Raw genomic sequence first — 8708 nt, 5'->3', positions numbered from 1 at the left:
GGCGATTAACAAAAGAGATAATCTACCATGCCTGCCTATTTTTTTGGGGATCCCTCAGCGCCTTCGCGGGAATGACGACAGAACCACACCTGTTATGCGGCATTACTTAACTAAAAAAGCGGTATTCATTCGGCCAAAACAATACTGCGCCTGACTCAAAGACAAATACCGGTTTGGCCTGGTGCGGGGCGCCGGGCGCTCAGCGTGAGTTTATATCTTCGATATCCAGCTGCTTAGCCACACCAGGGCCGGCTCTTCCGGCTCCAGGGTCTCGCTGGCGTCGACTTTTAATCCCTCGGTCACCGCTTGTGCCTGCAGCTCTTGCAACAATGCTTCCAGCTGCACGCCGGCACCACAAAAGTGCTCGTAACTGCTGTCACCCAGGGTCGCCAGCGCATAACGCAACTCTGGCATGGGCGGGCAGCTTTCGCGCATTTCTTCAAATAGCGGCAGCAAGTTAGGCGGTAGCTCCCCCTGCCCCGTGGTTGACGTTACCCACAGCCAGAAATGACTGGTGTCCAGATCCGATAACTGAGCCTCTTCATGCAGTGTGACCTGATGGCCTGCGCCAATCAGGGCTTCTTCCAGCGTTTCGGCAACCGAGAATGCCGAACCATATACACTGCCCACTATAATATCTACTGCCGCCATAGTTACTCCTGTTAAAATTAATCTGCTAAGCCATTGAAAAGCATGATAACCCGAGACGTTGGCGTTAATCGAGTGCGGCTTGCCAGCCAAACTCACCGAGCAGCTTTTGCCAGTCGGCATCCAGCCCGGCGCTCAGGTGCAGCGGGGCCTGGCTGACCGGGTGGGTGAACGACAGGCGGTTGGCATGCAACAGCATGCGCTGGCAGTCATATTGCTGGCGGAAGAAACGATTATGACGCCCCTCGCCATGGGTCGTATCGCCCACTATGGGATGGAACAGGTGCGCCATGTGGCGGCGTAATTGATGCTTGCGCCCCGTTTCCGGAGTCAGGCTGACCAGACTGTAACGAGTCGTGGGATGTTTTTTCGACACCGCAAACGGCAACTCGATCTGCGCCAGACTCTGCCAGTGGGTGACCGCGGATTGAGGCGGCTTGTCGCTACTGGCAAACTTGTCTGCAATGTCGTCCAGCTGAAGGCTGAGAGCATAATCCAGCGTGCCCTGCTCCGGCATATAACCGCGTACCACCGCCAGATATTGCTTGCGTACTTTCTGCTCGGTAAAAGCCTCGGTCAGGGTGCGCGCCACCGTCGCATTCTTGGCAAACAGCAACACGCCCGAGGTGGGCCTGTCCAGCCGGTGCACCGGAAACACATGACAGCCCACCGCATCCCGGGTTAGCTGCATGGCGAAGCGGGTTTCGCCTTTATCCAGCCAACTGCGATGCACCAACAGGCCCGCTTCTTTATTAATGGCCACCAGCGACTCGTCTTCATAGATAATATCGACGCTCATGGTTCGCGCACGACCGTTTCACCCGACAAGGCTTCATCCAGTCCGGCGATGGCCTCCTCAAGGGCGCGCGTGTCTTCCGCCAGTGATTTAAAGCTTTCGGTCGCCATGGGGTAAATCGACACCTTAACCGGCAGCGGCATGCCCGCGTCCAGCATCGCCTGCAGGCGCTGCAGAAGCACAAACTGCAGCCACTGGGGAAAGGTCAAGGTATCGAGACAGAATGGCTCCGTGCTGGCCAGCGCCGCGGCACTGGGGGGCTCTCTTTGCCACCAGGACAGGGCCCTTAGCTCCCGTTCAATGGCATATAACCGCGTTTGGACCTCGGCTGACATCTATTTGCTCCTCTTTAAACTCGCGCTTACTATACCATCTTGACGATTGACTCCCTATAATCGGCGGCTGTTCAACAGGAGAAACCGATGCAAATAAATACCTTGAGTGAATTTTTAACCCAGGCAGGCACCGAGTTTCGCCTTTATGATCTGGGTCGCCGCCTGCAGCCATTAAGCCATGACGACTTCGCCGCCATTGAAGCCAACCAAAGGCCCTATCCCTGGCCTTTGCAGCGCCATGCCTGGCTGGCGGTGTGCTACTGGCAGCAACAAAACCGGGCCCAGCCCTATGTGTGGTTTCTTAAACTGCCACTGGATGAACGCGGCCTGTTCAATAATGGGGCCGTCAAGCACTTCTTGAGCGCCCTGGTTGAACAGCTGGGCCAGGACGTTACCGCCGAGCTCACCGACGAGCAGCAACAACGACTGGCACAAACCCCCTTCACCTTTCAGCCAGCCCAGGACAAGCTGGCGGCGTTTCATGCTCGACTGGGGCTGGAACTGAATCTGCCTCCCTCGGCCTTTTTTCAGGGCGTATGCGAGTATATTCAGGCTCCAGAGCAGCACGACTGGCAGCAGCTGGGGTTGCAGGGCCTGGCCGATATAACGGCGCGCCTGCATCAGGACGAGACCTTGAGTCGTCCCCTGGCCGAGCGCCTGCTTACCCTGCCGCAACCGGTACAGGATGCGCTGCTTGACCAGTGTCAACATCAGCCGCTGCCCGGCATAGTAATAGAACGGCTGCTGGATGCCATCACCACCGAGCTTGAGCGTCAGGAACCCGACCAGAATCGCATTGCCCAGCTACTGCGTGCCACCGCAGGCACCCCGACCTCTACCGAGCGCCAGCAAAAAATTGCCACCTTGCTGGCGTTAACCCCAAGCCAACCCCTGATGCTGAGCCTGGCGGCCAGGCTATGGCAGGATCTCACGGACGAAACCCTGTTGCTGACGTATCTGGAACGACTGGCCGAACATCATGGCGAGCTGTTTAACGGTCTGTTTGCCGAGTTGGTCTCTGTGCCCGCCTTGCGGCCGCTTATTCTCGGCAACCTGCATAATACGGCGCTGTCTCCCAGCCTGAAAAACGCGCTGGGCAGCTTGTTTAACGGCGTCTCATGACGGAGCTGCTGGGGCTGTTGGCCCTGTTTCTGCTGGGGGCCGGATACTGGCAGGTGCGGCGCCAAAGCGAATTTGCCCGGGACTGGCTGGAGCGGTATTGCCGGCAACAGCAGTTTCAGCTGTTAAGCGTGTACCGTTATCGCTATCAATGGAAAAAAGGCCGCCTGCTGGCACAATTTCGCTTTGAGTTCAGTCACGATGGCCTGCAACATAGTGAAGGCAAACTGTGGTTGCATCAGTTAAAGGTGCTGGAGGTGTCCGTTCCTGTATTACGTGAGGGGTAAATGGTGAACAGGACAACCTAAAGCTGCTTTGCCACGGAACTCACGGAAAAATCAAGCTGGGACAAGAGCGATATGTACTGGGTAAGATAAAACCTTTCGGGCAGTGTTGTTTGCCATCGGCTATCTTTTATATCTTACCAATAAATATTTTTTCGGATTTTATCCCTATTTTTCCGTGGGTTCCGTGGATTCCGTGGCGAGGAATCTTTAAGGTCCAGGTGTTGGGTTCAGGTTTAACCCTTCACCCTTTACGCTTCCCCTCACTTGTTTTCTGTAAGGAGATAACGGCATGATGGAACATTCTAACCACCCTTTTTCCGAACTGTTCGAACAGTTAGGGCTGGATGCCAGCAACGAAGGCATTAAACACTTTATTTCAACCCATCAGCTACCGGCGAATATGGACCTGGTCGAGGCGCCATTCTGGAGTGCGTCCCAGGCCAGCTTTTTGAAAGAAGGCTTGCAGGACGACTCCGACTGGGCCGAAATCATCGACCAGTTAAATGCCAGCCTAAGATAAGGTAACCCAAGCACATGCCCCAGCAGGACATCATTAACGCCATACAAAGCCTGGTTAAAGAAGGCAAGAGTATTACCACCGCCACCGTCAAGGCACGCTTGAATGGCTCGGTCGATCTGGCCGCCTTGCTGCCGCTGATCAGCCGTTACAAGCAATCACCGCAAAGCCTGCTGACCATGGAGCCCGACGCGACGGCAACAGCCACCAATAACGCCTCTGCAACCGAGCGCGCCCTTACGGAGCGGGTCGCAGAGCTGGAAGCCAGAGTGGCGCGGCTGGAGCGGTTGTTGACACCAGAAGCGCCAGCACAGGAGCCCCGTGACTGATGTGGGTATGTGAGCTGCACTTCGACTGTTATCAGGACACACAACTGGCCGAGGCCGAGCCGGCTATCCGCCAGTTTATTGATGCCCTGCGTTACAACGGCCAGATTTTGGGGCGGGAGTTTCCCACCTCTATTCATCAGGGATGGTTGAGCTGTCGGGTGGTCTGCCCCGAACAAGACAGCCTGCACCCTCGCCATTACAGCCGTCAGGTCGAGCTGGCGGTAACCCGGTTGCACCAGGCCGGTTTGACCAGCCCCAAGGCCAGTGTGAAGGGTCAGGATCTGAACTCGGACACCACGGATGACTGCCCGGCCCGGCCATGGCAACTCCTGTACACCACCTACTTGCACTCCTGCTCGCCCTTGCGCTGTGGTGAGCACTTTTCACCGGTGCCGTTATATAACATACCGCCGGTAGCCAATGGTGATTTCAAACAGGTACTCAAGTGGCAAGAAGACTGGGAAGCCTGCGATCAGCTGCAAATGAACGGCTCCATTCTTGAGCACGCTGCCGTGCTTGAAATCAGCACTCATGACAGCAGGCTGAGCCGCCGAGGCCGGGATCTGGGCAAGCGCATCGAGTATTTAACGCAGATCCCCACCTTTTACTATTTATACCGTGTCGGTGGCGAGAGCCTGCACGCCGAGCTTGACCGCCCCTGCCCCGGCTGCGGTGAACCCTGGCGCTTGCCAGAGCCCCTACACGAAATCTTTGATTTTATGTGCGAACCCTGCCGCCTGATCTCCAACCTGTCCTGGGATTTTAAAAAGTGAGGTGAAGGGTGAGGGGTGAGGGGTGAAGAGTAAAGGGGAAACCTCACTCCTTCCACCTCACCCCTTCCACCTCACGGTGTCTTTCAGCAGGGTTCCAGTCCGCGTAAAAACAGGCTCAGGTTGGGCGCCAGCACGCCTATGCTGCCCTTGCCCAACCGCTCCAGCTGGACTTCACCACTGGCGTTGTTCAGCGTGACCAGCTTTTGCTCGTCTTTGCTGGTTGCCAAAAACCAGCTGGCTGGGAGTTTAAGCTTTTGCATCATCAACTGATGGGCAATCTGGTTTTGCTGCAACCGCTCAAAATCCTGCTCATTCCACGGCTGCAACAAGGTCAGAAACAAGCCCTTGAAACAGGCCTCCACATTGCCTGCATAATAATGGCCAAACACAGCCGTTAAATCTTCATGTACCGGCATGGCCAATGCATGGGCCACATTATCAAAACTGGCCGGCTCGGGCCGTGCCCATGGCTGCCAGCCCACTTTGCCTGCCTGGGGCGGTAACAGCTCGGCCGGCGAAGCAAACGCCGCGTCATGCTCAACCAGCGGGATCCCCCTCAGCCGCCGCTGACGGATAAATAGCTCATCGAGCGCCATCACCACTTGATCTTGCATACCAAAGTCTCACAATAAGGTTGATATCTTATTCTACCAACTGGATCCCGAAATGACACCAGAGCAAAAATACCACGCCAGCAGCGCCCTCGACGCCTTGCCGCTGGGCAAGCAAAGCAGTTACGTCTGTGAATACGATGCCGGCCAATTACAATCGGTGCCGCGAAGCCTGAACCGGGATGAGTTGGGGCTAGAGGCAGATGCGCTGCCCTTTGCCGGTGAAGATCTCTGGAATCTCTACGAATTGTCCTGGCTTAATACCAAGGGCAAGCCCGTGGTCGCCATGGGTGAAGTGCGGGTTCCGGCCAGCAGCCTAAACCTGATTGAGTCCAAGTCCTTCAAGCTGTACCTGAACAGCTTCAATCAAAGCCGCTTCGACAGCATAGATGAAGTAGCGGCCGTGCTGACCCATGATCTCAGCCTGTGCGCGCAAGGGACCGTCAAGGTGACGCTGTTTGAACTAAAGGCGGCACCCAGTCAATTTGGCATCCTGCCCGGCGACTGCATCGACGGCCAGGATATCACGGTAGAGCACTATCAACCTGTGCCGGATTTATTACACAATGCCACCGATGCCGAAATAGTCACCGAAGCCCTGCATTCACACCTGTTGAAGTCCAACTGCCTGGTCACGGGCCAGCCAGACTGGGGCAGCCTGATGATCCGCTATCAGGGGCCGCGTATTCGCCGCGATGCGCTGTTGCGTTATCTGGTGTCTTTTCGCCAGCACAACGAGTTTCATGAGCAGTGCGTCGAGCGTATTTTCATGGATATCATGCAGCACTGTCAGCCTAAAGAACTGACCGTCTATGCGCGCTATACCCGCCGCGGAGGGCTGGATATCAATCCTTACCGCAGCAACGTAGCCGGCAAGGCCGCCAACGTGCGTCTGCAACGCCAATAATGTTTATATAATCAACAGATAGCGGCAGAAACTGGACTCCGTTCCACCAGCTCCGTAAACTGGTTCGTCATCCGCATAATATATCGGTATCCGTTATTGTGATTTTGTCTGTCGCCGTTTTGGTTTCGCATCTGGCGGGCGCGCCCGTCCTGTCGCCCTATCAGCCCGAGCCCGTAGAGCTACAACGGGCGCGGCAGCTTATGCTGAGCCGGCCCAGTGAATGCGTCGCCCTGACCAACTTTTTCTTGCAGCGCAAAGAAATAGACCCCGCAAAGTTGGTTAACTCGCGACAGGACTTTGATCATCAAGAGATGACAAAACGCTATCGAACCCGCGAACAAAGCCAGGCGGCCTGGCAGATACAAGCCCTGTGCCAGGCCAATGAAGGCCTGTTGCTGCCCGCCGATGTCAGCATCAACCGGGCCATTCAACTTGCCAAACAGTATCGACAAACGGATATTGAAGCGGCCAGCCTGATGATCAAGGCCAAACTGGCTCTCGCGCAACAAGAGCCAGCTCAGGCCGCCACCCTGCTGGCCGATGCCGGCAGGCAACTAACCGATAAAAGCCCGCGCCACCTGCAAGAAAGCCTGGCTCTGCTGCAGGCCAGCACTTTGCTGCACCAGCATAAAAGTGATGAAGCGCGCCTGGCTTTCGAACAGATCAGAAGACAGGCCCAGGAAAACAATCAGCCGGTGCAACAGGCCTGGGCCAACTATCTGCTGGCAGATTATTATCAACGCCTGCAGCAGGACGAGCTGGCGCTCTCCCATTATATAGAAACCCTGAACCTGCTCGGCAAGCGCCAGCAATTCTATCTCAAGGCCATGGCCGCAGAACAAGCCGCCAACATCAATGCCGATTTGGGCGCTGGCGATCAGGCCATTCACTACGCCAACATGGCGACCAGCGAATTTGAACTGCTGGGTAATCCCAGCCTGCTCATCAGCTCCTTGCTGAACCTGGGCCGTGTCACCCGTACCGGTAGCCATGACGCCAGCCTGGCCCTGGTGTATTTCTTTAATGCACTCGATCTGGCCAAAACCCTGGCCGACGCCGACCACGTGGCCCAGTTGTATCTGGAAATTGGCCACAGTTATCGGGTATTACAGGTCTACAGTGAAGCCCAGCATTATCTGTCCCTGGCTCGCGCCGGCTTTGAACGCAGCCAAAACATGCCACGCCAAATTGATACTCTGTTGCAGCTCGGCCAACTCTATGTGGCACAGGAAGAGCACAGCCTGGCCCTCACAGAGTTTGAGCAGGCCCTGGCACTCGCCAAGCAATTAAACGACGTGCCACGGCTGATCGAATGCCACCGCCTGCTGGCACAATTCTTTGAGTACAGTGACCAACCCGCTCAGGCCCTGGCACATCACAAGGCCTATCACGGCTACTATGCCCAGGCCAGCCAGCTTAACCGCATGCTGACCCAGAGCCTGGTGCAAGACAGTGACCAGCAACTGCAGCAAGAAAGGGAGCTGGCCGGTTTGCAACAAAACAACCAGCAGATACAGCAAGAAAAACAGCATTTTGCCACGCTGGCTGTCAGTTTGAGCCTGGTGGTTCCCCTGCTGCTGTATGGTTGGCTGCGCAACCAGATCCGCAGCCGGCGCCTGCAACAACACAATCTGGAGCTGCAACACTCTCTGCTGTTGGAGTCCAGAACCGGGCTGCCCAACTGGCGCCAGCTGATGCATCGTCTACCGCAAGAAATGGCCAAAAGTCAGCTGCGTTCCGAGCAATGGTACTTGAACGAAGCCGAAGCTCAGCCATTCAACGACAAGATTTACTACCTGTTGCTGCACGTCCCTTTCATGGTCGATTTAAGCGAACGTCTGGGATTGATGCATGCCACCGCGCTGCAAAAGGAGCTGGGCACTTATCTTCAGGGACGCATTCACCCCGAGGCCCGGCTGTATGACCTGCGCGAAGGGCAGTTTATGTACGTCATCTCGCAACGACAGGTCAACTCGCTGCAACACACCATTACCAGCCTGGAGCGCATGTTTGCCGAGTTCCCCAGCCCGTTCCGGCTGGATCAGCGGCTGGCCATCGGCATCATTGGCCACCCCTTCCTGCCCAGGGAGCCCCGGGCGCTCGACGATATGCGTCTGGGGGATATTTTGTATCTGGCCATGGCGGCTGCCCACCAACTGGCCGATCAAACCGGCGAAAAGGCCTGGGTAGAATTACTGGCGGTAGATTGTCAACAGGCGGCCTTTTTTCATGGCGATATTCGCCATTGCTGCATACAAGCTATTCTGAAAGGACTGGTCAAAGTAAATAGTTCACATAAAAAACAACACATTGACTGGCATGCCCTGGCTCCAGAACTGGTCATGCCGATATAATTTTACAGGGTTGCCTGCGTTAGGCTGCAATG

General features: G+C 56.0%; 11 protein-coding genes. 7 read left to right on the top strand and 4 right to left on the bottom strand.

Features of this window, described 5'->3' with window-relative positions:
- Nucleotides 1-210 precede the first annotated feature (210 nt).
- The 3 genes from ACN0VL_RS13305 to ACN0VL_RS13295 all read right to left on the bottom strand — a co-directional run bounded on the left by ACN0VL_RS13305 (nt 211) and on the right by ACN0VL_RS13295 (nt 1779).
- The gene (locus ACN0VL_RS13305; protein WP_417618159.1) at nt 211-651 is read right to left on the bottom strand and encodes a flavodoxin; all 441 of its coding nucleotides are present in this window, start codon (nt 649-651) and stop codon (nt 211-213) included.
- A 64-nt stretch (nt 652-715) separates the two neighbouring features.
- Nucleotides 716-1447, bottom strand: a complete 732-nt coding sequence (gene truC / locus ACN0VL_RS13300) for a tRNA pseudouridine(65) synthase TruC (RefSeq protein WP_417618157.1) — start codon at nt 1445-1447, stop codon at nt 716-718.
- Nucleotides 1444-1779 (bottom strand): YqcC family protein, encoded by a 336-nt coding sequence (locus ACN0VL_RS13295; RefSeq protein WP_417618155.1) that lies wholly within the window; start codon nt 1777-1779, stop codon nt 1444-1446. Before ACN0VL_RS13295 ends, truC begins: the two co-directional genes overlap by 4 nt.
- 87 nt (nt 1780-1866) lie before the next feature.
- Between ACN0VL_RS13295 and ACN0VL_RS13290 the strand changes: the two genes are divergently transcribed.
- The 5 genes from ACN0VL_RS13290 to ACN0VL_RS13270 all read left to right on the top strand — a co-directional run bounded on the left by ACN0VL_RS13290 (nt 1867) and on the right by ACN0VL_RS13270 (nt 4804).
- Nucleotides 1867-2901 carry a DUF3549 family protein gene (locus tag ACN0VL_RS13290; protein WP_417618153.1) on the top strand — a complete coding sequence of 345 codons (1035 nt, stop codon included), beginning with the start codon at nt 1867-1869 and terminating at the stop codon, nt 2899-2901.
- Nucleotides 2898-3185 carry a DUF3301 domain-containing protein gene (locus ACN0VL_RS13285; protein ID WP_417618151.1) on the top strand — a complete coding sequence of 96 codons (288 nt, stop codon included), beginning with the start codon at nt 2898-2900 and terminating at the stop codon, nt 3183-3185. Before ACN0VL_RS13290 ends, ACN0VL_RS13285 begins: the two co-directional genes overlap by 4 nt.
- A gap of 292 nt (nt 3186-3477) precedes the next feature.
- Nucleotides 3478-3705 carry a DUF2789 domain-containing protein gene (locus ACN0VL_RS13280; protein WP_417618161.1) on the top strand — a complete coding sequence of 76 codons (228 nt, stop codon included), beginning with the start codon at nt 3478-3480 and terminating at the stop codon, nt 3703-3705.
- 14 nt (nt 3706-3719) lie between these two features.
- A complete protein-coding gene (locus ACN0VL_RS13275; RefSeq protein ID WP_417618149.1) occupies nt 3720-4031 on the top strand; it encodes a hypothetical protein in 312 nt (103 codons plus the stop codon).
- Nucleotides 4031-4804 (top strand): Zn-ribbon-containing protein, encoded by a 774-nt coding sequence (locus tag ACN0VL_RS13270; protein WP_417618148.1) that lies wholly within the window; start codon nt 4031-4033, stop codon nt 4802-4804. The genes ACN0VL_RS13275 and ACN0VL_RS13270 overlap by 1 nt, the downstream gene beginning before the upstream one ends.
- Nucleotides 4805-4887: 83 nt before the next feature.
- Here ACN0VL_RS13270 and ACN0VL_RS13265 read toward each other — a convergent pair whose 3' ends face one another.
- Nucleotides 4888-5418, bottom strand: coding sequence for a SecY-interacting protein Syd (locus tag ACN0VL_RS13265; protein ID WP_417618146.1), 531 nt, complete (start codon nt 5416-5418; stop codon nt 4888-4890).
- A gap of 52 nt (nt 5419-5470) precedes the next feature.
- On the opposite strand from ACN0VL_RS13265, the gene queF reads away from it, so the two are divergent.
- Together queF and ACN0VL_RS13255 are read left to right on the top strand one after the other, a co-directional pair.
- Nucleotides 5471-6322: an NADPH-dependent 7-cyano-7-deazaguanine reductase QueF gene (gene queF, locus ACN0VL_RS13260; RefSeq protein WP_417618144.1), complete on the top strand. Its 852-nt coding sequence runs from the start codon at nt 5471-5473 to the stop codon at nt 6320-6322.
- A gap of 200 nt (nt 6323-6522) precedes the next feature.
- Complete coding sequence (locus tag ACN0VL_RS13255) at nt 6523-8676, top strand: GGDEF domain-containing protein (RefSeq protein ID WP_417618142.1); 2154 nt, start codon at nt 6523-6525, stop codon at nt 8674-8676.
- The last annotated feature ends 32 nt before the right edge of the window (nt 8677-8708 follow it).

It is taken from the genome of Oceanisphaera sp., from assembly GCF_048268965.1.
Classification (GTDB): domain Bacteria; phylum Pseudomonadota; class Gammaproteobacteria; order Enterobacterales; family Aeromonadaceae; genus Oceanimonas.
This window is presented reverse-complemented; position numbering and strand designations above follow the sequence as displayed.